Source organism: Streptomyces sp. CNT360 (genome assembly GCF_000424785.1).
On sequence record NZ_AUKO01000004.1, the window covers coordinates 529,818 to 554,503 of the forward strand.

Sequence of the window (24,686 nt, forward strand, 5' to 3'; positions counted from 1 at the left end):
CGGGGCGGCTGCGGAAGGAGCTGTTGCCGGCCGGCGCCCCGCGACCCTACGAACTGCGGGGCGCCGACGCGGTGTCGGCGCCCGGGAGCGGCCCGGTCGCCGCGTCGGCGGCCTGGTCCAGCCGGAAGGCCTCGTTGCCCTGCCCGATGCGGGCGAAGGCGCGGGGTTCGCGGGCGCGCAGGACCAGGCCCACGGTCAGGCCGACGAGGGCGGCGGCACCGATGACGGCGGGCAGCACCCAGCCGAGCGCGGAGCCGGATGCGGCGCCGACCAGGACGTCGAAGTCCTTGACGGCGTAGACGAAGACGAAGCCCAGCCCGACGGCGGCCAGTGCCGAGCACACCAGCCGTCCCGCCTGCGCCCCGGCGCTGCCGCGCCGTGCGAAGAAGACGATGACGGAGAGCGAGGTGACGGTCATCAGCAGGATGACGCCCAGCGCGCCGACGTTGCCCATCCAGGTGAACAGGTGGAGGACCGGAGCGGTCGGGTCGCCGTGCGGCTTGTCGTCCGCGGCGACGAACGCGGCCACGACCACGACGGACACCAGCGTCTGGAGCAGCGAGCCGAGGGCGGGCGCCCCGGTGCCGGCGGAGGCGCGGCCCACGGCGCGCGGCAGCAGCCCTTCCCGGCCCATGGCGAAGGCGTAGCGGGCGACGACGTTGTGGAAGGCGAGCATGCAGCCGAAGGCGCCGGTGACGAAGAAGACGTGCAGCACGTCGGTGAAGACGGCCCCCAGGCGGGGCTCGGCGAGCGTGAAGATGAGCCCCGAGCTCTGCTCGCGGGCTGCGGCCACCACGCCGTCGGGGCCGGTGGCGACGCTGATGAGCCAGGCGGTCAGCGCGTAGAAGACGGCGATGATGCCGACGGCCAGGAACATCACGCGGCGCACCACGGTCTGCGGCCGGTCGGTCTCCTCCGCGTAGACGGGGGCCTGCTCGAAACCGAGGAAGGCGGCGACGGTGAAGCAGAGCGCGGTGCCCAGCCCGGCGCCGGTCAGCGTGCCCGGGTCGAAGGCGTGCAGCGAGAGGCCCTGCGGTCCGGGGTCGGCCGCGTAGGCGACGTCGATGACCAGGACCAGCAGCACCTCGCAGATCAGTACGACGCCCACGACCTTGGCGTTCAGGTCGACCTTCAGGGCGCCGAGCACCCCGGTCACCAGGAGGGCCACCAGCGCCGGGATCCACCAGGCGACGCTCATGTCGAAGAACTTGTCCAGCAGTCCGGCGACCTCGAAGCCGAAGATGCCGTAGACGCCGACCTGGAGGGCGCTGTAGGCGATGAGCGCCACATAGGAGGCGCCCGCCCCGGCGAGCCCGCCCAGGCCGCGGGCGATGTAGGCGTAGAAGGCGCCCGCGTTGTGCACGTGGCGGCTCATCTCGGCGTACCCGATGCCGAACAGTGCCATGATCACGCCGAGGATGACGAAGAGGAGCGGCAGGCCGACGACGCCCATCACGGCGTAGGTGGTGGCCATCACGCCGGCGACGGTCATCAGCGGTGCCGTCGCGGCCAGGACGGACAGCAGCAGCCCCGTCGTGCCCAGCCGTCCCGCGCGCAAGGACGCCTGGTCCTGGCCCCGGTAGGTACTGATCTGTGGACTGCTGCCGCTGTGCTGGCTGTCCGTGAGCATGGCGAAGGTTCCTTCCCAGGTGGCCGGTGGTGCGCTCGGATGCCGAGGGTGGGCGGTTCAGGCGGTTCAGGGGGTGCGGGCTTGGGGGCGCGAGGCTGCGGGGCGGGGCAGGCCGCGGTGGGGCTCAGGCGGCTCCCAGGGCGGCGCGGTGAGCGGCGCGGAACGCCTTGTGGGCGTCCCGGCCGGAGAAGGACCACGGTTCGCGCGTCGGGTGGGGGCCGATGCGCTGGAAGAGCGCGGCGGCCTCGGCCATGCGGCCCTCGTGGAACTTCGCGTACGCCAGGTGGTTGAGGTCGATGAGCCGGCGCGGGCTGCGGTCCTCCGCGCCCCACTCCAGCCACCAGTTGAAGCCGGCCTTGACGATGCGCTGCGGGTGACGGCCGTCCCAGTGCCCGGCGGCCGTGGGGTCGGGCGGCACGGCTCCCTGCGCCGCCAGCACACGGAACCGCTCGGCGTGCGCGACGACGGGCAGCAGGGCGAGCGGCGAGTCCGCGGGGGCACGCTCCGCCACCTGTGAGGCGAAGTCGTAGACTTCCGTACCCAGTTCGGCCAGCGCCGCGACCATCAGGTGGTGCGCGTGGTGGTGTTCGGGGTGACGCGCGTAAACCTCGCCGAACGGGAGGTGGCAGTCCTGCGGAGTGGCCGTCCTGCGGAACAGCAGCAACAGGGCCAGCCACGGCGTGGGGTCCGCGGGATCCGCGCGGGCGACGGCGTCCAGAGCCGCGCGGGCCGCGTTGGCGTCCCCCTTGCCGCCGGCCGCCCGCATCGCCATGGAGCAGGCGAGCAGGGTGGCGGCGTCCTGGCTGCCGGGTTCGGTCAGCTGCCATTCGCGGGCCCACGCCTCGGCGGCGGGCGTCGTGGCGAGGCAGACGATGCGGTGACCGCGCAGGTCCCAGTCGCGGCCGGTCTCCAGCAGGAGGCCGCGCACCTCGCTCCAGTGGCCTTGGGTGAAGGCGTCGCGGGCGGCGCGCAACGAGGTGTCGTCCAGCGCGGGGTCGGGCCGTCTGCCGTCGGGTGAGCGGCGAAAAGCAAGTGGGGGTGGTGGAGGAGTCATGGTCGCCGATCACCCAACCGGAGCCGGGCGATCACGTCAAGTCAGCCTCCGCACACGCATGTTCCGAATCGGCATCCGATCGATCACGAGCGGGCGGAGGCTCGCTGGCTCCCCAGGCGGGCGGGGCCGTCAGGCGTAGCGCTTCAGCTCCCGCCGCGCCAGCGACCGCTGGTGCACCTCGTCGGGGCCGTCGGCCAGCCGCAGGGTACGGGCCGCGGCCCACAGTTCGGCCAGCGGGAAGTCCTGCGAGACGCCGCCGGCTCCGTGCAGTTGCACCGCGTCGTCGATGATCCGCACCACCGCGCGCGGGGTGGCGATCTTGATGGCCTGGATCTCGGTGTGGGCGCCGCGGTTGCCGACGGTGTCCATCAGCCAGGCCGTCTTGAGCACCAGCAGCCGCAACTGCTCGATCTGCACCCGCGCGTCGGCGATCCACTCGTGGACCACACCCTGCCGTGCCAGCGGCTTGCCGAAGGCGGTACGGTCCACCGCCCGCCGGCACATCAGCTCGACGGCGCGCTCGGCCATGCCGATCAGCCGCATGCAGTGGTGGATACGGCCCGGGCCCAGGCGGGCCTGCGCGATGGCGAAGCCGCCGCCCTCCTCGCCGATCAGATGGCCGGCCGGGACGCGGACGTCGTGGAAGAGGACCTCCGCGTGGCCGCCGTGGTAGTGGTCCTCGTAGCCGTACACCGTCATGGCGCGGCGCACCTCGACCCCCGGGGTGTCACGCGGGACCAGCACCATGGACTGCTGGCGGCGCACGTCCTCGCCGTCCGGGTCGGTCTTGCCCATCACGATGAAGACCTTGCAGTCCGGATTCATGGCGCCGGAGATGTACCACTTGCGGCCGGTGACGACGTAATCGTCGCCCTCCCGCCGGATGCGGGTGGCGATGTTGGTGGCGTCGGAGGAGGCCACCTCGGGCTCGGTCATGGCGAACGCGGAGCGGATCTCGCCCGCCAGCAGCGGCTCCAGCCACCGCTTGCGCTGCCCGGCCGAGGCGAACTGCGCCAGCAGTTCCATGTTGCCGGTGTCGGGCGCGGCGCAGTTCAGCGCGGTCGGTGCGAGCTGCGGGCTGCGCCCGGTGATCTCGGCCAGCGGCGCGTACTGCAGGTTGGTGAGGCCCGCACCGTACTGCTCGTCCGGTGAGCTGTGCTCGTCCACGAAGAACAGGTTCCACAGGCCCAGCCGCCGCGCCGTGGCCTTGAGCTCCTCGACCACCGGCGGGGTCTGCCAGGGCGAGTCCAGCGCCGCCCGCTGCCCGCCGGCCACCCGCTCGGCGGGGAACACGTGCTCGTCCATGAACGCGTTCAGCCGCTCGCGCAGCTCCTGCGTACGCGCGTCGTATGCGAAGTCCATGTGCTGCCTCAGCCCTTCCGCAGTGTGGTGAGTCCGTTGTCGATGAAGACCGGTACGAGCTCCCCGATCCGGTCGAACCCGGCACCGACGGTCCGGCCGAGCGTGAAGCGGTAGTGGATGCCCTCCAGGATCACGGCGAGCTTGAAGTAGGCGAACGCCGTGTACCAGTTGACGCGGCTCACGTCGCGGCCCGACAGCGCGGCGTAGCGCTCGATCAGCTCGTCGGCCGCGGGATGCCCGGGGGCGCCGCTGGTGGTGCTGACCGGCGAGTCGGGCACGTCCTGGCGTTCGCTGTACATCGCCAGCAGACCCAGGTCGGTCAGCGGGTCGCCCAGGGTGGACATCTCCCAGTCGAGCACCGCCGCCACCCGGTCGTCCGCGCCGACCAGGACGTTGTCGAGGCGGAAGTCGCCGTGCACGACCGTCGGCGCGGGCGAGGCCGGCAGCGTCCCGCCCAGCGCGCCGTGCAACTCGTCGATCCCCGCCAGCTCGCGGCTGCGGGACGCCTCCAACTGCTTGCCCCAGCGGCGCAGTTGCCGCTCCAGGAACCCCTCGGGCCGCCCGAAGTCGCCCAGGCCCACCTCCTGGGGGTCCACCGCGTGCAGCGCCACCAGCGTCTCGGGCAGCGCCAGGACGACCTCGCGGGTGCGTTCCGGGCCGAGCGGGGCGAGCTGTTCGGCGGTGCGGTACGGGGTGCCCTCGACGTACTCCATGACGTAGAAGGGCGCCCCGAGCACGTCCGGGTCCTCGCACAGCAGCACGGTGCCCGGTACCGGCACGGGGGTGTGGCGCAGTGCGCTGATGACGCGGTGCTCACGCGTCATGTCGTGCGCCGTGGCCAGCACGTGCCCGAGCGGCGGGCGGCGCACCACCCAGCGGTCGACCCCGTCGGTGACCCGGTAGGTGAGGTTCGAGCGGCCCCCCTGGACGACCTCGGCACTCAACGGGCCCCGCACCAGCCCGGGGCACTCGCGCTCCAGGTGCGCGGCCAGCCGCGCCAGATCGAGACCGGGCGGATTCTGTTCGCTCATCGTGCGCGCTCCTTCGGCTGCGGTCGCATCCGATCATGCCGACTAGTCGGTATGGAGTCCAGAGGCGGTCCGGAGGTGGTGACGAAGATCGCGCCTCCCGGGCCCTTCGCCGGCCGCGGCGGCGGAAAACCGGGTGACGGGGAACCGGGGCGGTGCTGGACTGGACCGTATGAGCCGTCAACGCACCGCGGCCGCCACTCCGTTGCCCGCCCCCGCGCGGCACGCCGGGAGTCCGGGCGGCGCACCGCCCGCACCGTACCGGTGGGCTCTCGCTGCCCGGCCCGACGGGGGCCCGGACCAGGTGGGCACGCTGGCCGACGGCGCCGAACCGGCCGACCTGTGGTACCTGCCGCAACTGATCAGCTGCACGGGCAAGATACTGGCCCGCTCCGCCGCTGCCGACCTGGTCTTCGTCGGGCGCTCCCTGGACAGCATGCACGACCTGCTGACCGGCGCCTTCGAGCACGCCGCGCACCGCCCGGCGACGCCCGCGCTGCGGCGGCTGCCGCTCTCGGCGCCCTACTGCGCCGACGCCGCCGCACGGCGCCGGCTGCGCGGGCACCTGGCCGCCGCCGGGCTCTCCCCGGCCGCGCTGGCCCGCCGTTCGCGCCCGGTGGCGCTGGTCGACGTCGTGCACAGCGGGGCGACATTCGACACTCTCTTCTCGGAACTGGACCTGTGGATCGCCGAGAGCCGCGAACCGTGGCCGGTCGTCCGCCGGGTGCTGCGCTTCACCGGGGTGACGAACCGGGGCCGGACGAGCCCTCACCACTGGCGCTGGCAGCAGTCACCCGGCTCGCGGGAATGGGTCCGCACCCTGCCTGCCGGGCACGTGGTGAACGTCTCGCTGGACTGGGAGGCGTGGAGCTGGTTCGGCAACCAGCAGCCGAAGCTGGGCCCCTCCTTCCCGCCGCGCCGCTGGTTCGACCAGGACGCCGCCGAGGCCCCCCGGCACGGCGATCTGCCGGCGGCCCTCGCGGAGGCCAGGGCCCTGGTGGCCCGGGGCAGGGACCGTGACGTACGGGACGAGGTGGTCCGCGCCATGGCGGCGGACCCGGCCTTCGCCCGGCGCGAGGTCCGCGCCCTCGCGTCCGAGCTGCGCGGCCACGGCGCGGGGCGCCGGTAGGGCAGGTCAGTAGAGCGCGACCGCGGCGAGGATCAGGACGCCGACCGCGAGAACGACGATCAGGGCGAGTCCGGAGGGGTTGCGGTGGTTGAGGACGTAGCCGTTCCTGGAGCGCTCGTCGCGTACGAACAGCGGCTCGTTGTCACCCATGGGCATGGCACGAAGGCTAGGGCGCGATCGGCGCACCTGTCACCGGACTTCGGGCGGAAAGCGGCGTAACGCACACCGAGCGGGACACCAACGGGTCAGGGGTGACGGATGGGACGCATGGTGTCACGATCGAGGCGTACGGGGCCCCCGTCACACCTCAGCACACCCCGGCACGCTCCAGCACCGCCCGCGCCTCGGCCCGGGTCTCCTGCGGCGTGCCCGCCACCGACAGCGCCCTGCCCCGCTCGTCCGGCCCCAGCCCCTCCAGCGCCTCGAACTGGGACCGCAGCAGGCTCGGCGGCATGAAGTGGCCCGTGCGCCGGGCCATCCGCGCGTCGATCAGCTCGTAGGAGCCCTCCAGGTGGAGGAAGAAAAGGTCCTCGGAGGCCTGCCGGAGGCGGTCACGGTAGCGGTGCTTGAGCGCGGAGCACACCAGGACGGCGCCGCCCTCCCGGTGCCGGGCGAGCCAGTCGGCCATCGCCTCCAGCCACGGCGCCCGGTCCTCGTCGTCCAGCGGGATGCCGGCCGACATCTTGGCGATGTTGCGCTCCGGGTGGAAGGCGTCGGCGTCGGCGAACGGCACCCCGAGCTGCTCCGCCAGCCACTCCCCCACGGTGGTCTTGCCGGACCCGGACACCCCCATCACGACGACCAGCGGCTCGGGCGGGCCCCCGCCCGGCGCCTGCGGGCTCTTGCGCGCGTTCACAGGAGCATCCCTCCCACCACGATCAGCACCAGCACACACACCAGCGCCCCCATGACCTGGACGGCATCCATGGGCCGGGGTCCGGTACGGGAGAGCAGGACGATCCGGTGGTGCGCGAGCAGCAGCATCCCGAGCCAGGCGAGTGCCCCGATTCCGGCAGCCGCCACCGCCGTGCCCGACTGCTGCTCCGCGGCGACCCGGACCGCCAGTCCGACGGAGACGACGAAGCTGAGCGTCGTACGGCGCCAGGCCAGCCGGGTGCGCTCGGGCTGGACGCCCGGATCGCGGGTCACCCGCCCCTCGCCGGCCGCGGCGGCCCCGTCGGCCGCACCGCCCCCGTCGGCCCGCTGCGACGTCACGTGCCCGCCATGCCGAGAACCACGACGGCGATCACCAGCACCGCCGCGGCCGCCGTCCCCATGGCCAGCAGCACCGGGAAGCGGGAGGCGGGCAGGTCCTCACCGCGGCGCATCGCACGCTCGCAGCGCACCCAGTGGTTCACGGCGCGGAAGGCACACAGCGCGGCGCCCGCCAGCAGCACGATCGCCACCGTCGTGCGCACGCCCCAGCGCAGTTCGGTGAGGAACTGGTCGACGGCGATGCCGCCCGCGACCAGGGCGAGGGCGGTGCGGATCCAGGCGAGGAAGGTGCGCTCGTTGGCGAGCGAGAAGCGGTAGTCGGGCGTGGTGCCCTCGTCCCTGAGCCGCTGGGGGGCGAACCACAGCCGGGCAGTCGCCGAGATCCGGTCGCGCATGGCTCAACCGTACGCGGTGACCTGCGGCTCTCTGCCGCGGGGACACCCGCCGTCCGTCACCGGGCCGCGAGCCGCCGGTAGCACTCCAGCCCGTCGGGCACCACCAGGCCGTCCGCCTCCCACCGGGCGAGCCGGCGGGCCAGCTCGTCCTCCGCGAGGAAGTCCCACCACTCCACCTCCTCGGGCTGGGGCCGCACGGGCAGCGTGCACACCACGTCGTACACCGTCAGGAACCAGAGGTGCTCCTGCGTCTCGAAGAGGAACTTCAGCCGCCGCTCGGGCCTCGGCAGTCCGCTGACGCCCAGTTCCTCCTCGGCCTCGCGGAGCGCCGCGGCGTCGTAGTCCTCACCCGCCCCGACGACGCCCCCGACGACCACGTCGTACATGCCGGGAAAGATCAGCTTGGTGGGGGTACGGCGGTGCACGAAGACGCGCCCCCGGGCGTCGCGCACCCGGACGGCGGTGCTGCGGTGCCGCAGCCGCTCGGCATAGACGTCCCCGCGCAGCCGCTGGCCGACCACCCGGTCCTGCTCGTCCACGATGTCCAGCAGCTCGTCCGCCGAGCGCCCCTGCTCCGCCGTACCGCCCTGAGTCATGCGGCCATCCAAACACCGCGGCGCCGCCCGCCGGCGACGGGAGGGGGTGTCCGTGGCGAGGGCCAAAGGTTACTCTCCGGTCACCAGAGCTGGACGGGCGGCACGGAAAGGGTGGGAGCATGGCGTACGACGCCGATGTCATCGTGGTCGGAGCCGGGCTCGCGGGTCTCGCCGCGACGGCCGAACTCGCCGACGCCGGGCGGCGCGTCATCCTCCTCGACCAGGAGCCCGAACAGGCGCTGGGCGGGCAGGCGCACTGGTCCTTCGGCGGCCTGTTCTTCGTGGACTCCCCCGAGCAGCGCCGCATGCGCATCAAGGACAGCCGCGAGCTGGCCTGGCAGGACTGGCAGGGCACCGCCGGCTTCGACCGGCCCGAGGACCACTGGCCGCGGCGGTGGGCCGAGGCGTACGTCGACTTCGCGTCCGGCGAGAAGCGGGCCTGGCTGCGCTCCCAGGGATTGAAGATCTTCCCCGTCGTCGGGTGGGCCGAACGCGGCGGCTACGACGCGGGCGGCCACGGCAACTCGGTGCCGCGCTTCCACATCACCTGGGGCACCGGGCCCGGCCTCGTCGAACCGTTCGAGCGGCGGGTGCGGGCCGGGGTCGCGCGCGGCCTGGTCGAGCTGCGCTTCCGGCACCGCGTGACGGGGCTGGAGCGGACCGGCGGCGCCGTCGACACCGTGACCGGCGAGGTGCTGGTGCCCAGCCCCGCGCCGCGCGGTACCGCCAGCAGCCGCGAGACCGCCGGGACCTTCTCGCTGCGGGCCCAGGCCGTGATCGTCACCTCCGGCGGCATCGGCGGCAACCACGACCTGGTCCGCGCCAACTGGCCGGAGCGACTGGGTACTCCGCCGGAGAAGATGCTCTGCGGGGTGCCGGCCCACGTGGACGGCCTCATGCTCGGCGTCACCGAACGGGCAGGCGGGCGGATCGTCAACCGCGACCGGATGTGGCACTACACCGAGGGCATCGAGAACTGGAACCCCATCTGGGCCCGGCACGGCATCCGCATCCTGCCCGGGCCCTCCTCCCTGTGGCTGGACGCCACCGGCAGGCGGCTGCCCGTCCCCCTCTTCCCCGGCTTCGACACCCTCGGCACGCTCGAACACATCATGCGCACCGGGTACGGCTACACCTGGTTCGTCCTCAGCCAGAAGATCATCGAGAAGGAGTTCACCCTCTCCGGGTCGGAGCAGAACCCGGATCTGACGGGGCGGTCCGTACGCGACACCCTCGGCCGCGTCCGCCCGGGCCCCCCGGGGCCGGTGCGCGCCTTCATGGAGCACGGCGCGGACTTCGTCGTCGAACGCGACCTGGACACCCTGGCGCGCCGCATGAACGAGGTGACCGGCGACGGACTCATCGACGCCGAGGCGCTCCGCCGCGAGGTCACCGCCCGGGACCGCGAGATCCGCAACCCGTTCACCAAGGACCTCCAGGTGACCGCGATCCACGGCGCCCGCCGCTACCTGGGCGACCGCCTCATCCGCGTCGCGGCCCCGCACCGCCTGCTGGATCCCGCGGCGGGACCGATGGTCGCCGTCCGCCTCAACATCCTCACGCGCAAGAGCCTGGGCGGCCTGGAGACCGACCTGTCCTCCCGGGTGCTGACCGCAGGCGGCGACCCCCTCCCCGGTGTCTACGCCGCGGGAGAGGCCGCCGGTTTCGGTGGCGGCGGTGTCCACGGCTACCGCTCCCTGGAGGGCACCTTCCTCGGCGGCTGCCTCTTCTCGGGCCGTACGGCCGGGCGGGCCGCGGCCCGGGCGGTGAGCTGAGGGCGGCGAGCGGTGAGCTGAGGGCGGCTCGAAGCGGTGCCCAGGGGCGCCCGCCCGGCGGAGGCGGCGCGGGCGCCGCGGGCCCGCCGGGCGGGCGCCCAGGCGGGCGTCAGGCGGGCTGCACCACCACGCGGCCCGTGGTCACCCCGTCGAAGACGCGCTGGACCGCGTCGGCCGCGCCCTCCAGTCCCACGCGCTCGCTCACCAGCGGCTTGATCAGCCCCTCTCCCGCGAGGCGTGTCAGCTCGGTGTGGCAGTGGTCGACGGAGGCCGGGTCGCGCTGGGCGTACAGGCCCCAGTGGAGGCCGAGGATGGAGTAGTTCTTCACCAGGGCGTGGTTGAGTCCTGGGGTGGGGACGGCGCCGCTGGCGAAGCCGACGACCACGATGCGGCCCTCGAAGGCCACGCACTTGGCGGACGCCGCGTAGGCGTCGCCGCCCACCGGGTCGTAGACCACATCGGCGCCCTTGCCGCCGGTGGCCTCCTTGACGGCGGTGACGACGTCGTCGGCGCGCCGGTCGACGACGAGGTCGCAGCCCAGAGCGCGGGCGACCTCGGCCTTCGCCGCGCCGCCGACGACACCCAGCACCCGCGCCCCGGCGGCCTTGCCCAGCTGCACGGCGGCGCTGCCGACGCCGCCGGCCGCGGCGTGCACCAGCAGGGTCTCGCCCTGCTGCAGGCGGGCACGGCGGTGCAGCCCGAACCATCCGGTCTGGTAGGCGATGTGCAAGGCCGCGGCCTCGGCGTCGTCCAGCCCCGCAGGGGCGGTCCTGGCGCTCTCCTCAGCGATGACGGCGAGCTCGCCCAGGGCGCCGCCGGGCAGCACGGGCTGGCCGAGAACCCGCTCGCCCGCGCGCGGCCCGCCGAGGATCTCGCCGCACAGCTCGACGCCGGGGGTGAACGGCAGGGGCGGGCGGACCTGGTACTCGCCGCGGCACAGCAGGGCGTCCGGATAGTTGATGTCGGCGGCCCGCACCCGCACCAGCAGCTGGCCGGCTTCCGGTTCCGGGTCGGGTATCTCCTCCAGCCGCATCACCTCACGGGGTTCGCCGTTGGTGTGGACGCGCCAGGCTCGCACGGGCTTTCCTCTCGTCGACGGAAGGCGGGCGTCGGCAGCCCGCCGGTCAGGGCCGCAGGGCTCGCAGCAGCAGATCGGCCAGGTGGTCGGCGACCTGCTGCGGGGTCAGCCGCCCGCCGGGGCGGTACCAGCTGCTGAGATGGTGCACGGAACCGAAGTGGTAGTCCACGACGAGATCGGCGGGGGTGGCGTCGCCGAACACCCCGGCCCGCTGGCCCTCCTCGATCAGGGCGCGGAACCTCTCGTGGTAGCGGCGCCGCTCCGCGCGTACCTGCTTGTGCTTCTCGGGCGCGAGCTGGTGCATGGAGCGGAAGAAGATCATGGCGTCGTCGAGGTTCTCGATGGTGGTGACCACCACGTCCGCCGCGGCCTCCCGCAGCCGTACCTCGACGGGGGCCTCGCGCTCGGCGAGCAGATCGAGCCGTTCCTGCTGGAGCCGCAGCAGGCGGCCGTAGATCTCGTGCAGCAGGTCGTCCTTGGAGCCGAAGTAGTGGTAGAGGGCGCCCTTGGTGACGCCCGCCGCCTCCACGATCTCCTGCACGGAGGTGCGGTCGTACCCCTGCTCCGCGAAGAGACGGGTGGCGGCCGCCATCAGGCGCTGCGGCACAGGCGCGGGGCCCGCGGTCCCGTCGTCCGGGCGCGCCGCCGCGCCGCTCCGCACCGCCGTACCGGCCCTGGTCGCCATGGCCGTCACCTGCCTCTCCCTCGTCGTCCATGCGGCTGCGCGGACCCCTGCCGCCGCACTCCCCGCGACCGCCGCGGTCACGGTGCCGGGGCGCGGTCATGCGGTCACGCGCCCCGGGAGCGCCTATGCGCTTCCCTCACGGGAACGCAGCGCCCGCCGCAGGATCTTCCCACTGGTGGTCTTCGGCAGCTCCGGCAGGATCTCCACCTGGCGCGGGTACTTGTAGGCGGCCAGCCGCTCCCTGCAGTAGGCGCTCAGCTCCTCGGGCGCGGCCTCGGTCCCGGCCCGGAGACTCACGTACGCCTTGACGGTCTCGCCCCGGTAGGCGTGCGGGACGCCGACGACGGCCGCCTCGCGGACGGCGGGGTGCGCGTACAGGACGTCCTCGACCTCACGGGGCCAGACCTTGAACCCGGAGGCGTTGATCATGTCCTTCTTGCGGTCGACGACGTAGAGCCAGCCGTCCTCGTCCATGAAGCCGATGTCGCCGGTGCGCAGTTCGCCACCGGGCATGCCGGCGGCCGTCGCCTCGGGCCGCCGCCAGTAGCCGGGGACGACCTGCGGGCCGCGGACGGCGATCTCGCCGTGCTGCCCCAGCGGCACGGGCGTCCCGTCCTCGTCCAGGATGCGCACCACGGTGTCGGGGCCGGGCACGCCCACCGCGAGGGTGCCCGAGGCCGGGTCCACCGGGGCCTCCTTCCCTGGCGGCACCGAGGCGCACGGCGCGGTGCACTCGGTGAGCCCGTAGCCGTTGCCGAGGTAGGGGCCGAAGGCGTCGCGGAACTTCTCCACCAGGGCGGGCGGCAGCGGCGCGCCCCCACAGGAGAGGTGCCGGAAGGAGGCGAAGTGCTCCCGGGTCACGCCCGGGTGGGCGGCCAGCGCCATGAACGCGGTGGAGGGGCCGACGGTGTACGCGGGCCGGTGTTCGAGGAAGGCGTCGAGCACGACCCCGGCGTCGAAGCGGTAGGCGAGTGCGAGGGTGCCCCTGTTGGCCAGGCAGCCGGACAGCTGGGCGACCATGCCGGTGATGTGGAAGAGCGGTGCCAGCGCGAAGACGGTGGAGCCTTCGGGGATGCCGCCACCGATCCGCTGCCGCTCCGCGTTGTAGGCGAGGTTCGCGTGGGTGTTCGTGGCTCCCTTGGGCGCGCCGCTGGTACCGGAGGTGTAGCTGATGAGAGCGATGTCCTCGCCGGTCAGCTCGCGCCCGGCGGGCGCGGGGGCGCCGGTGCGCGCGGCGGCGAGCAGGTCGGTGGCGTCGTGGGCCGGCGCGCACCGGGCGAAGTCGAGCACGCGGGGGTCGTCGCGGGTCTGCAGGTCCAACTCGCACGCCGTCAGCACGGTGCTGAGGGCAGTGCCCGCGGCGGTCCTCCGCAGATGGCCCTCCCAGGCGCGGTCGGAGCACACCAGCGCGGAGACCTCCGCGTCGGCGAGCACGTGGGCGACCTCCCGCTCCTTGTACATCGGGTTGACGGGCACGACGATGCCGCCCGCCTTCCAGGCGCCGAGGAGGGCGAGGACGTAGTGCGGGGTGTTCTGCAGCATGACGGCGACGCGGTCGCCGTGGCGCAGCCCGTTCCCGGCGAGGTGGGCGGCGACCGCGTCGGAGAGGGCGTCCGTCTCGGCGTAGCCGAGCCGCCCGTCGAAGTAGACGAGCGCGGCGCGGTCGGGCACCTCGGCGGCGGCCGCGCGGAAGGCGTGCAGCAGCGTCTCCGGGGGCGTGACGGGGGCGCGCTGCGCGGGCGTGAGCCGGTCCAGCCAGGGCTTGTCCTCGTAGGCGGTCGCGGCCTCGGAGGTCATGCCGGCTCTCCTTCCGCGGCGGTGGACGCCGCGTCCGCCCGCGCGCGTTCGAGCTTCTGCTGGAGGTGGTTCATGGCACCGAGCCAGTTGTCGGTGTCGCCCGCGCGTGCCGTGTAGTGGTCCTGCGTGGTGGCGTGCGGCAGGACGAGGAAACGCCCGTCGGCGAACGCGGCGAACAGCGCGTCGGCCACGGCCTCGGGGGGCAGGGCGCCGGGCCGCAGCACGAGGTCCCCCGCGGTGCCGGTGGACTCCAGCATGTCCGTACGGACCCCCTCGGGGCAGATGGCGTGCACGTCCACCCCGCGGTGCCGGTAGGTGACCGACAGCCACTCGGCGAACGCCAGCGCCGCGTGCTTGGTGACGCTGTAGGACGCCGAACCGACCATCGTCAGCAGCCCGGCGGCCGAGACGGTGGAGACGAAGCGGCCGCGCCCGCGCTCCAGCCAGCCGGGAAGCAGCTCCCGGGCGGCCCGCACGTGCGCCATGACGTTGAGGTCCCAGGCGGCGTCCCAGTGGGCGTCGGGTGACTCGGGGCCGCCCTCGGTTCCCACGCCCGCGTTGGCGCAGAAGGTGTCGACGGTGCCGCCGAGCGCCGCGCGGGCGGCGCCCACGACGGTGGCGGCGTCGCCGGGGACCGCGACACCGCCGATCTCGTCGGCGACGGCGCGGGCGGCCGCGGGGTCGAGGTCGTTGACGGCGACCCGGGCGCCTTCGGCGGCGAACCGGCGGGCGAGGGCCGCCCCGATACCGCCGCCCCCTCCGGTGACGACGACGGCACTGTCGCGCACTGACTCCATCGGCTGCGCCTCCCAGCTGTGCGGGCTCGTTCCACTCCGGCCCCGTTCGGTCCCGCGGCGGTGTCCACCGTGGGCCTGCCGGGCAGACTAACCAGTCGGTATGTCGTTGCGGAAGGGGCGCTCGAAGATCCCGGCGACACTCCCCCGTCCGTTCGGGAACGGCAGCGGCCCAGGGCTCGTTCTGGTGGTGTGCGCGGCGCGCGGCGGCGCGTACGCGTGACGGGTGGAGAGCCCGGAAGCGGTCTGCGTCCGGTGAGGCGGGAAACCGCCCCTTGCAGGAATAGCGGGCGCTGTCCGGGGTAATCCGCCACGCCGAAGCAAGTGCGCGCTGTCCGCGCGGAAAAAGCATCGCCGGAGACGGATCCGCGACGCGGGGTCGTACGTCACATCCTCGACGACACGGGTCCTCTCCGCCGGAGGTGGGATGATTGGCCGGTTTCAGAGCGCTCGCTCGACAAGTCCGTGACCCTGACAGAGACCCGTCGCAACGGCGACAGGCACTGCGCAAGTGCCTGGAGCGGTTCGCTCCGTACGGGCACCGCGCCACCTGGCACCATCTGTGCGCGAACGCCGGGTTCCGTCCCGACGACCGCGAGCCCGACCCCGCGCTGCTCGTCGCGGCGCTGGAGGAGTTGGAGGAGGCCCGTGCCGTCTGGCTGGCCTACGAGTCCGAAGTCGCCGCCCGCCGCAGACGTGAGAAGCGCGAGGGCATCAGACAGCCGACGGCACTGGACGAGTGGCACCGACGCACCTGGGGCGGCAGATCCCTGTTGCTGTGCGACCCCGCACAGCCACCCGCCCCGCGCCTCGCGGAAGTGCTGCGCCGGCTGATCTCCGTGATGGACGTGCGCGAGACACCGCCTCAACGCCGGGGGCTGCGCCTGGATGCGGGCGGTGGGCGTGCCCAGTTCCGCACGGAGGGCGCGAGCCGGCGTGAGGCGCGCAGGGCGCACCGGCAGAGTGCCGCCCCCCGCCTCGGCTTCAGTACGCCGCTTCCCTCCCAGGGCTGACGGCCTGGCCGACGACAGGGCATGCGGGCCTGACGGGACCGGTGGGGCTGGCGCAGGCGTGTCACGTGCTGGCATGCTGACCCACGAGTGCTGAGCAACCGCTTAGTAGGCACTCGGCTCCATGGTGGCCCCGGCCCGCCATGGCCGCTCGATGACACAGCGCGCGTGGGAGGTAACGGACATGGCGGAACCCCGAATCTTCACCTCGGCCGATGAACTGCGGGCCGCGATCGGCGAGGAACTGGACGGCAGCGACTGGCTGGAGGTCGACCAGAAGCGGATCGACCTGTTCGCCGACGCGACGGACGACCACCAGTGGATCCACGTGGACCCCGAACGCGCCGCCGAGGGCCCGTTCGGCACCACCATCGCGCACGGCTATCTGACACTCTCCCTGCTGCCCGCCCTCCTTCCGCAGGTCCTGCGCGTCGAGGGCACGAAGATGGGGGTCAACTACGGGGTCAACAAGGTGCGTTTCCCCTCCCCCGTACCGACGGGCTCGCGTGTGCGCGCCCGGGTGACGCTGGCGGACGTGAGCGAGGCGTCCGACGGTGGCGTACAGGTCGCCGCGCAGGTCACCGTGGAGCGGGAGGGCGGCGAGAAGCCGGTCTGCGTCGCGGAGAGCCTCAGCCGCTACTACTGGTGACCGGCGTCGTCGGCAGCTCCTGCCCCGTGACCCGCCATGCGCAGGGCGAGGTCGGCGTAGAGCGCACCGATCTCGTCCGGTGTCCGACGCCCCGCGGGGCTGAACCAGCGGGCGACGTCGATGCACAGCGACATCACCGCCAGCGCCGTGCCGCGGATGTCCGCGATGTCGAACTCCCCTGCGGCGACGCCGTCCGCGAGGACGCCGCGCAGGATCTCCTCGCTGCGCCGACGGAGCACCACGATCTGCTCGTAGTGCTCCGCGCCGAGCGCCGCGAGTTCGTACTGCACGACCCGCGCGGTGGTGTGGTGCTCGGCGTGCCAGCGCACGAAGGCCCGCACGGCGCGCGCCAGACACTCCGCGCTGCCGTCCGCGTCCTCGACCGCCTCCTCCAGTACGGCGACCGAGCGTTCGTGACCCACCCTGCTGATGTGGAAGAGCAGTTCTTCCTTGGTCTTGTAGTGGATGTAGAGCGCGGCGGGGCTCATCCCCGCACGGCCGGCGATGTCGCGGGTCGTGGTGGCGTGGAATCCGCGTTCGGCGAAGGCCTGGACGGCGCCCAGCAGCAGTCTGCGGGCGGCGTCGGGGGTCACGCCACCGAAGGATTCATCGGTCTCGACCGTCGTCATCCGGCCAGCTTACCCCGGCGGTGAGCGCTCGCTTAGTGCTCGGTCGCGGTGCTCCGCCGCGGTGGCCGGCGAGACCGTCGGACCGAGGGGCACGGTACGGCACCCTGCTCGGGTCGGCAGCCGGTGCACCAGAGGCAGCGCGCCGACGCCGTTCAGATACGCCGCCGGGCGGACCGCGCGTCTCCAGGCCTCCACGTCTTCGGCCCGCGTTCCCCGGGATGCCGCCGCGGCACGGAACGCGGGCGCCGCTTCGGCGATCTCGTCATCGAACGCGCCTTCCCCTGGCGGCTGCTGCCGGTCCGCCGCCGGAACTTCCACGGCGACGCACTAGGACGGGAACACGACCACGGTGCGGCCGCCGCGACCGGAGCGCATGGCGTCGAAGGCGGACCCCACCTCGTCCAGGGACACCCGGTCCGTCACCAGCGCACCCAGGTCGAGCCGCCCTTCCCGCACGTGCTCGGCCAGCACGGGGACGTCCCGCGCCGGGTCGGAGTCGCCGTAGACACAGCCCCGCAGCTCGCGCGCGAAATGGAAGATCTCCAGCGCCGAGAGGGTGAGGCGCTCGTCCTTGCCGCCGATCCCGACGACCGTGGTGCGCCCGCCGCGCCGGGTGGAGTCCCAGGCCGCGCGGATGGTCTCGGCGCGGCCCACGCACTCCACGGCGACGTCCGCGCCGAACCCGCCCTCGGTCAGCCCGCGTACCGCCTTCGCGGTCTTCTCGGAGGCGGGCACGAAGTCCGTCGCGCCGGCGGCCCGGGCCAGCTCCTCCTTCCCGGCCGAGACGTCCACCGCGATGATCCGCCCGGCCCCGGCCAGCCGCGCCGCCTGCAAGGTGGCCAGCCCGACGCCCCCGACGCCGTACACGACGACCGATTCCCCGGCCCGCACCCGGGCGCTGTGGTGGACGGCGCCGTAGCCGGTGAGCATGGCGCAGCCCAGCAGGGCCGCGTCCGTCAGCGGTACGCCGTCGGGCAGCGGGAGGACGGCCCGCCGGGGTACGACGGTCTCCTCGGCGAACGCCGCCACGCTCAGCCCGGGGTAGAGGTCCCGGCCGTCGGCGGCGCGGGCGTAGGGGCTGGTGGTGGCCTCGTTGGCGCGGGTGCACAGCCACGGCTCGGCCAGCCGGGCGCAGAAGTGGCACGCCCCGCAGCTGGGCGCCCAGTTGAGGACGACGCGCGCACCGGGGGCCAGGTCCGTCACGTCGTCACCGACGGCCAGGACCGTGCCCGCGCCCTCGTGTCCGAGGACGGCCGGTACGGGCTGGCGCAGGGTGCCGTTGGCGAGGGAGAGGTCGGAGTGGCAGACGCCCGCGGCGGCCAACCGTATCCGCACCTGCCCCGGGCCGGGGTCGGGCAGCTCGATCGCGGTGACGTCCAGCGGGGCCGAGACGGCGGACAGCACGGCGGCGCGAACCATGGGGGCTCCAGACAGGTCGGCGAGGGCGGAAGGGTGGTGCCGTCCGGAACAGGAGGAACTCGACCCAGGCGGCGGACGCACGGTCAGAACTGGAGGGACTTGGTCTGCAGGTACTCCTCCAGACCGTGCGGCCCCAGCTCCCGTCCGACGCCGGACTGCTTGTAGCCGCCGAAGGGGGCGAGGGGGTTGAACCGTCCGCCGTTGATGTCCACCTGCCCGGTCTCCATACGGCGGGCGAAGGCGACGGCCTCCTCCTCGTCCTCGGACCACACCGCGCCGGCCAGCCCGTAGACGGTGCCGTTGGCGATGCGCAGCGCGTCCTCGGTGTCCTCGTAGCGGATGAGGGAGAGGACCGGGCCGAAGATCTCCTCCTGTGCGATGGTCATCTCGGGAGTGACGTCGGCGAAGACGGTGGGCCGCACGTAGTGGCCACGCTCCTGGCCCTCGGGAGGCTCGGCGCCGCCCGCCACCACCCGGGCGCCCTCCTGCTCGCCGCGCCGGATGTAGCCGGTGACGCGCTCGTGCTGCTTGGCGTTGACGACGGGTCCGACGCGGGTGGCCTCGTCCAGCGGGTCACCCGTGACGTACTTCGCGACGGCGTCGGCGGCGAGCCGCACGGCCTCGTCGTAGCGGTCGGCGTCCACCAGCATCCGGGTCCAGGCGCTGCAGGTCTGCCCGGAGTTGGACATGACGTTGGCGACGCCCACCTTGACGGCCTTGGCCAGGTCGGCGCCGGGCAGGACGACGTTGGCGGACTTGCCGCCGAGTTCCAGGGCCACCCGCTTGACGCCGCGCGCCGCGGCGGCGCCCACCTGACGGCCGACGGCGGTGGAACCGGTGAAGGAGAGCAGGTCGATGCCGTCGTGCTCGGCCAGTGCCTGCCCGGCGACCGGGCCGAGGCCGGTGACCAGGTTGAAGACCCCCGCGGGAAGGCCCGCCTCGTGCACCGCCTCGGCGAACAGCTGGGCGACCAGCGGGGTGTCCTCGGCGGGCTTGAGCACCATGGTGCAGCCCGCGGCGAGGGCGGGGGCCGCCTTGGCGACGATCTGGTGGAGCGGATAGTTCCACGGGGTGATGGCACCGACGACGCCGACCGGCTCGCGCAGCACCCGGGAGTTGCCGATCCGCTCCTCGAAGGCGTACTCGGCGGCGAGCTTCGCGTAGCTGCCGCACACCGCGATCGGCACGGCGGCGTGCACCTTCTGCGAGAGGGCGAGCGGCGAGCCGAGTTCGGCGGTGACCGTCTCGGCGATCTCCTCGCGCCGGGCGGTCAGCACCTGCCCGAGCGCCTCCAGCAGGGCCGCGCGCTCGGCCGGCGGGGTCGCCGCCCAGCCGGGCAGCGCGGCGCGGGCTGCCCGGACGGCGGCGTCCACGTCCTCGGGGCCACCCGCCGGCACGGTGGCCAGGACGGTGCCGTCGGCGGGGTTGGTGACCTCGATCGTGCCGGTGGCGGCCGCGGGCCGCCAGGAACCGTCGAGGTAGATGCCGTCGTGCGCCGCTGCCTTCATGAGGGCAAACCTACTGTCGAGTCAGCCCGGTGTCAGCAGAGCGGTGCCGTGCGGTGGATCACCGGCCGGACGGCGCGGCACGGCGCCGGTGCACGGTGCGTTGACGGGGACCCGCACCATTCCTATGGTCTTGTGCAGGATTCCTTCTTGCGGCGGGAGTTGGCGATGGGCCAGGGCACCGACAGCAGTACCAGCACCACGTCCACAGCGGCACAGGAGCGGGCGCGGAAGGAGGCTGCGGGCCTCACCTACCTGCCGGGGTTCGGCAACGAACACAGCAGCGAGGCGGTGCCGGGCGCGCTGCCCACCGGCCGCAACTCACCCCAGCGCGCCCCGCTCGGGCTGTACGCGGAGCAGCTGAGCGGCACCGCCTTCACCGAGCCGCGCGCACACAACCGCCGCTCGTGGTTCTACCGGATCCGCCCCTCGGCAGCCCACCCGCGCTTCGAGCGCGCCGACCCGGGCGGACTGCGCGGCGCCCCCTTCGAGGAGACCGTCCCCGACCCCAACAGGCTGCGCTGGGGCCCGCTGCCCCAGCCGCCCGCGGGCACCGACTTCCTGGCCGGGCTGTGGACGCTGGGCGGCAACGGCGACGCGCGGCAGCGCAGCGGCATGGCCGTCCACCTGTACGCCGCGAACTCCTCCATGACCGACCGGGTCTTCAGCGACGCCGACGGCGAGCTGCTGATCGTCCCGGAGAGCGGCGGACTGCTGCTGCGGACCGAGTTCGGAGCGCTGCACGCCACCCCGGGCTGCGTGGCGCTGATCCCCCGCGGGGTGCGCTTCCGGGTGGAGCTGACGGACGGGAGCGCGCGCGGGTACGTGTGCGAGAACCACGGCCGCCCCTTCGCCCTGCCCGACCTCGGCCCGATCGGCGCCAACGGCCTGGCCAATCCACGGGACTTCCTCGCCCCCACCGCGGCCTACGAGGACACCGAGGGCCCGGTCGAGGCCGTCACGAAGTTCTGCGGCAACCTGTGGCGGGCCGTCCTCGACCACTCGCCGCTGGACGTGGTCGCCTGGCACGGCACCCATGTGCCGTACGTCTACGACCTGCACCGGTTCAACGTCCTGGGCAGCATCAGCTACGACCACCCGGACCCCTCGATCTTCACCGTGCTGACCTCGCCGTCCGACACCCCCGGGCTCGCGGGCGTCGACTTCGTCGTCTTCGCGCCTCGCTGGCTGGTGGGTGAGGACACCTTCCGGCCGCCGTACTTCCACCGGAACGTGATGAGCGAGTACATGGGCCTGGTCGAGGGCGCCTACGACGCCAAGGCGGAGGGGTTCGTCCCCGGCGGCGGCTCGCTGCACAACATGATGTCGGCCCACGGCCCCGACCGGGAGACCTACGAGCGCGCCGCGGCCGCCGAGCTGACGCCGCAGAAGGTCGACGACGGACTGGCCTTCATGTTCGAGACGCGCTGGCCCCTCACGCTCACCCGGCAGGCGGCCGAGGCCGGGCACCTCCAGTTGGGTTACGACGCGGTGTGGCAGGGTCTTGAGCGTCATTTCACCGCCCCCTGACGGCTTTTGACGGCTCCCTCCGGGCCGCGCGGGGTCCGGGAGGGAGCCGCCCTCACCCGCGGAGGCACGCCCATGACGCCGCTGTTCACCCCGGACTCCGTCGAGCTGAACCGGAAGCTGCCGCTCTGGTACCAGGTGTCGCAGTCGCTGCGCGCCTCCATACTGGGCCGCCCGCCGCAGGCCCCCGACCGGCTGCCGCCCGAGGACCAGCTCGCCGGGCACTACGGCGTCAGCGTCCTGACCATGCGGCAGGCCCTCAAGGAGCTGGAGACGGAAGGGCTGATCAGCCGGCACCGGCGGCGCGGCACCTTCATCGAACCGGCGGCGCGACAGGCCCGCCCGGTGCGGCTGCTGGGCTCCGTGGACACCATCGTGGCCCAGCAGTCGGGGGAGCCCACCACCCTCCTCGGCCACGGCCCCGAGCCGGTTCCGGTGGAGCTGGGCGAGCACTTTCCCGGGCAGCGGGAGGTGGTGGCGTACCGCAGGCTGCGCAGGGACCGGGACGGCGGCGGGCCGACCAACTGGGCGGTCAATCTGATCCGGGCGGACGTGGCGGAGCGGATCGACCCGGAGGACCTGCGGCGCGGCTGGCCGATGACCAAGGTGCTGCGGGACGGCGTGGGGGTGCGTATCAGCCGGATCACGGACACGGTGGAGGCCCGGCTGGCCGACCCGGAGACCTCCAGGCTGCTCCAGGTGCCGCTGCTGAGCCCGATCCTGCACTACACGGGGGTGACCTACGACGGGGAGGGCCGGGTGGTGGACGTCGTGCGGATCCACTACCGGGGGGACCGGTTCGCCTTCTCCGTCACGCTGGAGAACGTGACGGACTGACGCCGATCGCTCCGGGCGGCCCCGCGGGGTGCCCGGAGGAGGCGGCCGCCGGTCCTGTCCGTGTGAACAGCCCGGCGGCCGTCGTCAGTTGCGCCCGCCGAAGATGGTCCGGCGCAGCTTGCGCAGCGGGGCGAAGAGCGAGACCCGCGCGCCGCGGTTCCTCGTCCGGCTCCGGGCCGCGTCGCGCTGCGTGATTTCACGCATCAGCGTCGTGGCCTCCTCCGCCTCACCCTGGGGGACGGCGGGTCCTGCGAGCACGGAGAGGTGCCGGTCCAGGCGCGAACTCGTCGCACCCGTCCCGCATGTGATGGCAGGCACTCGCGCCCTGCTGCCGATTGTTATCTGTTCCATGTCACTCCCCACCCGTACGAGGGCACCCGGCCCGGGCAGAGTAACCCTATCTCCCGACTACGACATGCGTGCATCCCGGTCACAGCATTCACCTGCCCCACAAGGCGGTTGACGAACACGGTACGCCGTTCGAGCCGCCCGGGGACACCCCGCGAAAGGGAGGAAAACCGGACACATGCGCCCGAGTCCGGGTGGTTCCGGCTGTGCTCGGGGGCTGTCGGAACCGCCCTGGCGCGCGGGTGGCGCGCCGCGAAACCCACGTGCGGGCCGGGCCGCCATGCCGGATCATGGTCGTCATGAGTACCGACCGGAAGCAGGCCGCGGTCCCGCCGCCGACCGCGCCGGAGGCGGCGCTGGTCTCCCGGCTCCAGATCGACGACAGCGACTCCACCGGCGACATCATCGACGCCCTCTTCCTGGGCCGCTTCACACTCGGGGAGCAGCCCTACTCGCGCAGCCACACCGTCGACCGCGTGAGAAAGGGGTGCACCCTGCTGCCGCCGGGCGCGCAGGTGCTGCGCGAGGCCAAGGACGACACCTCCGGTTCGGTGCTCGCCGAGGGGGACGGCTGGACGGTACGTGTCGCACGCTGGCAGCGCGGCGCGGAGGTGACCGTCACCGCGGTCACCGACGCACTCGCCGAGCAGCAGCTCAAGGAGGCCGTGGCCGACGCGGAGGACGAGCCCGAACCCCAGGACGACCAGGTCTCGATGGGCTTTTGGTACCACTCCCCCATGCGCGGCCCGCGCCGCACCTCCCGCACCATCAGCGCCGGTTCCTGGAGCGACGTGCGGGAGAACTACACCGGTCGCGTCGCCACCGCCATGGACGACCTGATGAAGGTCAAGCCGGACGACATCTCCGGCCGCCTCCTGCTGCTGCACGGGCCGCCGGGTACCGGCAAGACCTCGGCGCTGCGGACCCTGGCCCGCTCCTGGAGCGACTGGTGCCAGGTCGACTGCGTCCTCGACCCCGAGCACCTGTTCAACAACATCGGCTACCTGATGGACATCGCCATCGGCGCCGACGACTCCGACCCCGAGTCCGGGCGGTGGCGGCTGCTGCTCCTGGAGGACTGCGACGAGTTGATCCGCGGCGAGGCCAAGTACGCCGCAGGGCAGGCCCTCTCACGCCTCCTGAACCTCACCGACGGGCTGCTGGGACAGGGCCGCAACGTCCTGGTCGGGGTCACCACCAACGAGGACCTGGAGCGGCTGCACCCGGCCGTGGTGCGGCCCGGACGGTGTCTGGCCCGCATCGAGGTCGGCTCCCTCACCCGCCAGGAGGCCGTCACCTGGCTCGGTACCGAGCAGGGCATCGGGCGCGACGGCGCCACCCTGGCCGAGCTGTACGCCCTGAAGAAGGGCAGGTCCCCCGCCCACGTGCCCGGCCAGGAACGGGAGGGCTCGGGCCTGTACCTGTAGGGCACCTCGCGATCGCGGTGGACGCACCAGCGGACGTGCAGGGCACCACTCGTGCGGGTGCGGTCGGGCGGGTCCGGACAACCATCCAGCCTCCCCGGTGGTCTGCCTGGACACACCTGCTCGCCTTCGGGGGAGGACCCACCATGCACACCCGCACCCGCACGCTCGCCGGCGCGGCCACCGCCGCGGCCGCTGCCCTGCTGGCCACCGCGACGGCCCCCGCCGCCGCGGCCGCCGCACCCGGATTCCTGGTGGCGGACGATCTGCCACCGCACGCCTCGTCCCCCTGGCACGCGGGCCAGGTCACCAAGGGGCTGCCCGACCCCGAACCGTTCTGCGTCGAGGGGGCGTTGCCGGACGACGGAGCGGCCTACCACCGCTCCTACGGCACCGAGCTCGACACCCACGCCACGCAGGTGAGCGTCACGGCCCGCTCCGCGAGGTCGGCGGCAGCGCTCGCCGGCAGGCTGGAGGACCGCGTGGCGAACTGCGCGGCCGACTGGCTGCGGGACAACCCCGGCAGCTCGGCGTCCTGGGACGACTACGGCACGGTCGACGCGGGCGACAGCGCCCACGTCCTGGGCGTGCACACGGCGCCACCCGAGTCGGAGCACGGCGTCAACCTGTTCGCGGTGGTCCGCAAGGGAGCCAAGGTCACCGTGGTGCGCTGGGCACAGATCGGCACCTTCGGGGACGCTCCGCTCGACGCGTTCCGGATGACGGCCACCAAGGCGGCGGCCCGCCTGTGAGCCGCCGCGCCCTCGGCGGCCAGGCGCCGGTGCTGCGCGCCGGAGGAC

At 73.5% G+C, this 24,686-nt stretch carries 25 protein-coding genes; 8 read left to right on the plus strand and 17 right to left on the minus strand.

Going from position 1 to position 24,686, the window contains the following annotated elements; all coding sequences use genetic code 11:
• Positions 1 to 46: 46 nt before the first annotated feature.
• The 4 genes from H297_RS36045 to H297_RS0112595 all read right to left on the minus strand — a co-directional run bounded on the left by H297_RS36045 (position 47) and on the right by H297_RS0112595 (position 5,077).
• Complete coding sequence (locus H297_RS36045) at positions 47 to 1,630, minus strand: APC family permease (protein ID WP_051351774.1); 1,584 nt, start codon at positions 1,628 to 1,630, stop codon at positions 47 to 49.
• A gap of 124 nt (positions 1,631 to 1,754) precedes the next feature.
• Complete coding sequence (locus tag H297_RS0112585) at positions 1,755 to 2,684, minus strand: hypothetical protein (RefSeq protein ID WP_027737338.1); 930 nt, start codon at positions 2,682 to 2,684, stop codon at positions 1,755 to 1,757.
• 129 nt (positions 2,685 to 2,813) lie between these two features.
• Positions 2,814 to 4,046 carry an acyl-CoA dehydrogenase family protein gene (locus H297_RS0112590; protein WP_027737339.1) on the minus strand — a complete coding sequence of 411 codons (1,233 nt, stop codon included), beginning with the start codon at positions 4,044 to 4,046 and terminating at the stop codon, positions 2,814 to 2,816.
• Between the two features lie 8 nt (positions 4,047 to 4,054).
• Positions 4,055 to 5,077, minus strand: a complete 1,023-nt coding sequence (locus tag H297_RS0112595) for a phosphotransferase family protein (RefSeq protein ID WP_027737340.1) — start codon at positions 5,075 to 5,077, stop codon at positions 4,055 to 4,057.
• 169 nt (positions 5,078 to 5,246) lie between these two features.
• Between H297_RS0112595 and H297_RS43715 the strand changes: the two genes are divergently transcribed.
• Entirely contained in the window at positions 5,247 to 6,203 is a 957-nt protein-coding gene (locus tag H297_RS43715) for a hypothetical protein (RefSeq protein ID WP_199787184.1), read from the plus strand.
• Between the two features lie 6 nt (positions 6,204 to 6,209).
• Here H297_RS43715 and H297_RS43720 read toward each other — a convergent pair whose 3' ends face one another.
• The 5 genes from H297_RS43720 to H297_RS0112625 all read right to left on the minus strand — a co-directional run bounded on the left by H297_RS43720 (position 6,210) and on the right by H297_RS0112625 (position 8,409).
• Positions 6,210 to 6,359 carry a hypothetical protein gene (locus tag H297_RS43720; RefSeq protein ID WP_199787185.1) on the minus strand — a complete coding sequence of 50 codons (150 nt, stop codon included), beginning with the start codon at positions 6,357 to 6,359 and terminating at the stop codon, positions 6,210 to 6,212.
• 151 nt (positions 6,360 to 6,510) lie between these two features.
• Positions 6,511 to 6,996 carry a gluconokinase gene (locus H297_RS0112610; RefSeq protein ID WP_037793979.1) on the minus strand — a complete coding sequence of 162 codons (486 nt, stop codon included), beginning with the start codon at positions 6,994 to 6,996 and terminating at the stop codon, positions 6,511 to 6,513.
• 59 nt (positions 6,997 to 7,055) lie between these two features.
• Positions 7,056 to 7,418: a DUF202 domain-containing protein gene (locus H297_RS0112615; protein ID WP_486589491.1), complete on the minus strand. Its 363-nt coding sequence runs from the start codon at positions 7,416 to 7,418 to the stop codon at positions 7,056 to 7,058.
• Complete coding sequence (locus H297_RS0112620) at positions 7,415 to 7,813, minus strand: DUF202 domain-containing protein (protein WP_027737344.1); 399 nt, start codon at positions 7,811 to 7,813, stop codon at positions 7,415 to 7,417. The genes H297_RS0112615 and H297_RS0112620 overlap by 4 nt, the downstream gene beginning before the upstream one ends.
• Positions 7,814 to 7,869: 56 nt before the next feature.
• A complete protein-coding gene (locus H297_RS0112625) occupies positions 7,870 to 8,409 on the minus strand; it encodes an NUDIX domain-containing protein (RefSeq protein ID WP_027737345.1) in 540 nt (179 codons plus the stop codon).
• A gap of 119 nt (positions 8,410 to 8,528) precedes the next feature.
• On the opposite strand from H297_RS0112625, the gene H297_RS0112630 reads away from it, so the two are divergent.
• Positions 8,529 to 10,184, plus strand: coding sequence for an FAD-binding dehydrogenase (locus tag H297_RS0112630; protein WP_027737346.1), 1,656 nt, complete (start codon positions 8,529 to 8,531; stop codon positions 10,182 to 10,184).
• Between the two features lie 109 nt (positions 10,185 to 10,293).
• On the opposite strand, the gene H297_RS0112635 is transcribed toward H297_RS0112630, so the two are convergent.
• The 4 genes from H297_RS0112635 to H297_RS0112650 all read right to left on the minus strand — a co-directional run bounded on the left by H297_RS0112635 (position 10,294) and on the right by H297_RS0112650 (position 14,541).
• Positions 10,294 to 11,262 carry an NADPH:quinone oxidoreductase family protein gene (locus tag H297_RS0112635; protein ID WP_027737347.1) on the minus strand — a complete coding sequence of 323 codons (969 nt, stop codon included), beginning with the start codon at positions 11,260 to 11,262 and terminating at the stop codon, positions 10,294 to 10,296.
• Between the two features lie 46 nt (positions 11,263 to 11,308).
• Positions 11,309 to 11,947 (minus strand): TetR/AcrR family transcriptional regulator, encoded by a 639-nt coding sequence (locus H297_RS0112640; protein ID WP_078513987.1) that lies wholly within the window; start codon positions 11,945 to 11,947, stop codon positions 11,309 to 11,311.
• 123 nt (positions 11,948 to 12,070) lie between these two features.
• The gene (locus H297_RS0112645) at positions 12,071 to 13,744 is read right to left on the minus strand and encodes an AMP-binding protein (RefSeq protein WP_027737349.1); all 1,674 of its coding nucleotides are present in this window, start codon (positions 13,742 to 13,744) and stop codon (positions 12,071 to 12,073) included.
• Positions 13,741 to 14,541 (minus strand): SDR family oxidoreductase, encoded by an 801-nt coding sequence (locus H297_RS0112650; protein ID WP_027737350.1) that lies wholly within the window; start codon positions 14,539 to 14,541, stop codon positions 13,741 to 13,743. Before H297_RS0112650 ends, H297_RS0112645 begins: the two co-directional genes overlap by 4 nt.
• Positions 14,542 to 14,969: 428 nt before the next feature.
• On the opposite strand from H297_RS0112650, the gene H297_RS36050 reads away from it, so the two are divergent.
• Entirely contained in the window at positions 14,970 to 15,551 is a 582-nt protein-coding gene (locus H297_RS36050) for a hypothetical protein (RefSeq protein ID WP_027737351.1), read from the plus strand.
• A gap of 181 nt (positions 15,552 to 15,732) precedes the next feature.
• Entirely contained in the window at positions 15,733 to 16,197 is a 465-nt protein-coding gene (locus H297_RS0112660; protein ID WP_027737352.1) for a MaoC family dehydratase, read from the plus strand.
• Here the strand turns inward: H297_RS0112660 and H297_RS0112665 are convergent.
• The 3 genes from H297_RS0112665 to H297_RS0112675 form a co-directional block, all read right to left on the minus strand.
• Positions 16,188 to 16,826: a TetR-type transcription factor C-terminal domain-containing protein gene (locus tag H297_RS0112665; RefSeq protein WP_027737353.1), complete on the minus strand. Its 639-nt coding sequence runs from the start codon at positions 16,824 to 16,826 to the stop codon at positions 16,188 to 16,190. The two genes, H297_RS0112660 and H297_RS0112665, sit on opposite strands and share 10 nt — an antisense overlap.
• A 327-nt stretch (positions 16,827 to 17,153) precedes the next feature.
• On the minus strand, positions 17,154 to 18,245 hold the full coding sequence (locus H297_RS0112670; protein ID WP_027737354.1) for a zinc-binding dehydrogenase: 1,092 nt from the start codon (positions 18,243 to 18,245) through the stop codon (positions 17,154 to 17,156).
• A gap of 83 nt (positions 18,246 to 18,328) precedes the next feature.
• Entirely contained in the window at positions 18,329 to 19,753 is a 1,425-nt protein-coding gene (locus tag H297_RS0112675) for an aldehyde dehydrogenase family protein (RefSeq protein WP_027737355.1), read from the minus strand.
• Positions 19,754 to 19,918: 165 nt separating this feature from the next.
• Here H297_RS0112675 and hmgA point away from each other — a divergent pair, with 165 nt between their 5' ends.
• Both hmgA and H297_RS0112690 read left to right on the plus strand, forming a co-directional pair.
• Positions 19,919 to 21,280: a homogentisate 1,2-dioxygenase gene (gene hmgA / locus H297_RS0112685; protein ID WP_037793796.1), complete on the plus strand. Its 1,362-nt coding sequence runs from the start codon at positions 19,919 to 19,921 to the stop codon at positions 21,278 to 21,280.
• A 72-nt stretch (positions 21,281 to 21,352) separates the two neighbouring features.
• Complete coding sequence (locus tag H297_RS0112690; protein WP_027737357.1) at positions 21,353 to 22,114, plus strand: GntR family transcriptional regulator; 762 nt, start codon at positions 21,353 to 21,355, stop codon at positions 22,112 to 22,114.
• An 84-nt stretch (positions 22,115 to 22,198) separates the two neighbouring features.
• Here H297_RS0112690 and H297_RS0112695 read toward each other — a convergent pair whose 3' ends face one another.
• Complete coding sequence (locus tag H297_RS0112695) at positions 22,199 to 22,465, minus strand: hypothetical protein (protein WP_037793797.1); 267 nt, start codon at positions 22,463 to 22,465, stop codon at positions 22,199 to 22,201.
• 296 nt (positions 22,466 to 22,761) lie between these two features.
• Between H297_RS0112695 and H297_RS0112700 the strand changes: the two genes are divergently transcribed.
• Together H297_RS0112700 and H297_RS0112705 are read left to right on the plus strand one after the other, a co-directional pair.
• On the plus strand, positions 22,762 to 23,889 hold the full coding sequence (locus H297_RS0112700; protein WP_051351795.1) for a DUF5925 domain-containing protein: 1,128 nt from the start codon (positions 22,762 to 22,764) through the stop codon (positions 23,887 to 23,889).
• A gap of 143 nt (positions 23,890 to 24,032) precedes the next feature.
• Complete coding sequence (locus H297_RS0112705; RefSeq protein ID WP_027737360.1) at positions 24,033 to 24,638, plus strand: hypothetical protein; 606 nt, start codon at positions 24,033 to 24,035, stop codon at positions 24,636 to 24,638.
• Positions 24,639 to 24,686 lie beyond the last annotated feature (48 nt).